The sequence below is a fragment of the Actinomyces sp. S6-Spd3 genome (assembly GCF_000758755.1).
GTDB lineage: Bacteria > Actinomycetota > Actinomycetes > Actinomycetales > Actinomycetaceae > Pauljensenia.
This window is the reverse complement of the sequence record NZ_JRMV01000068.1, coordinates 1-571: the sequence shown is the minus strand read 5'-3', so window position 1 is coordinate 571 and position 571 is coordinate 1. Positions and strand designations below refer to the sequence as shown.

At 57.3% G+C, this 571-nt stretch carries 1 protein-coding gene; it reads left to right on the top strand.

Going from position 1 to position 571, the window contains the following annotated elements; translation table 11 throughout:
- The coding region (locus HMPREF1627_RS00445) for an NADH-quinone oxidoreductase subunit N (protein ID WP_034500029.1) at positions 1-571 on the top strand (571 nt) is incomplete at both ends.

Sequence of the window (571 nt, the reverse complement as noted above, 5' to 3'; positions counted from 1 at the left end):
CGCTGATCGCACTGTTTGTTGCCCTCGAAGTGCTCTCCCTACCCCTGTACATTCTGGTGGCAACGGCTCGCCGTCGTCGCCAGCTGTCACAGGAGGCTGCGCTGAAGTACTTCCTTCTCGGCGCATTCGCATCCGCGTTTGTCCTGATGGGTGGCGCGCTCCTGTACGGCTTCTCTGGTTCGGTGGTCCTGAGCGAAATCTCGGTCAAGGTTCCGATGATCCCGGGCATGGACTGGATGCTCATCGTTGGTGTGTTCATGGTTATGGTCGGCCTTCTGTTTAAGGTTGGTGCCGCACCTTTCCACGCGTGGACGCCAGATGTCTACCAGGGTGCTCCAACGCCGATTACTGGTTTCATGGCGGCAGCCGTTAAGGTTGCGGCTTTTGCGACGATGGTTCGTATTTACCTGACCATCGGTGTCCGCCTCGAATGGGATCTGATTTGGATCCTCGCAGCGGTTGCAGCGCTCACCATCGCGATCGGTACGTTCGTTGGTCTGGTTCAGACCGACATTAAACGACTACTCGCGTACTCATCGATCGCTCACGCCGGCTTCGTTCTCATTGGAGT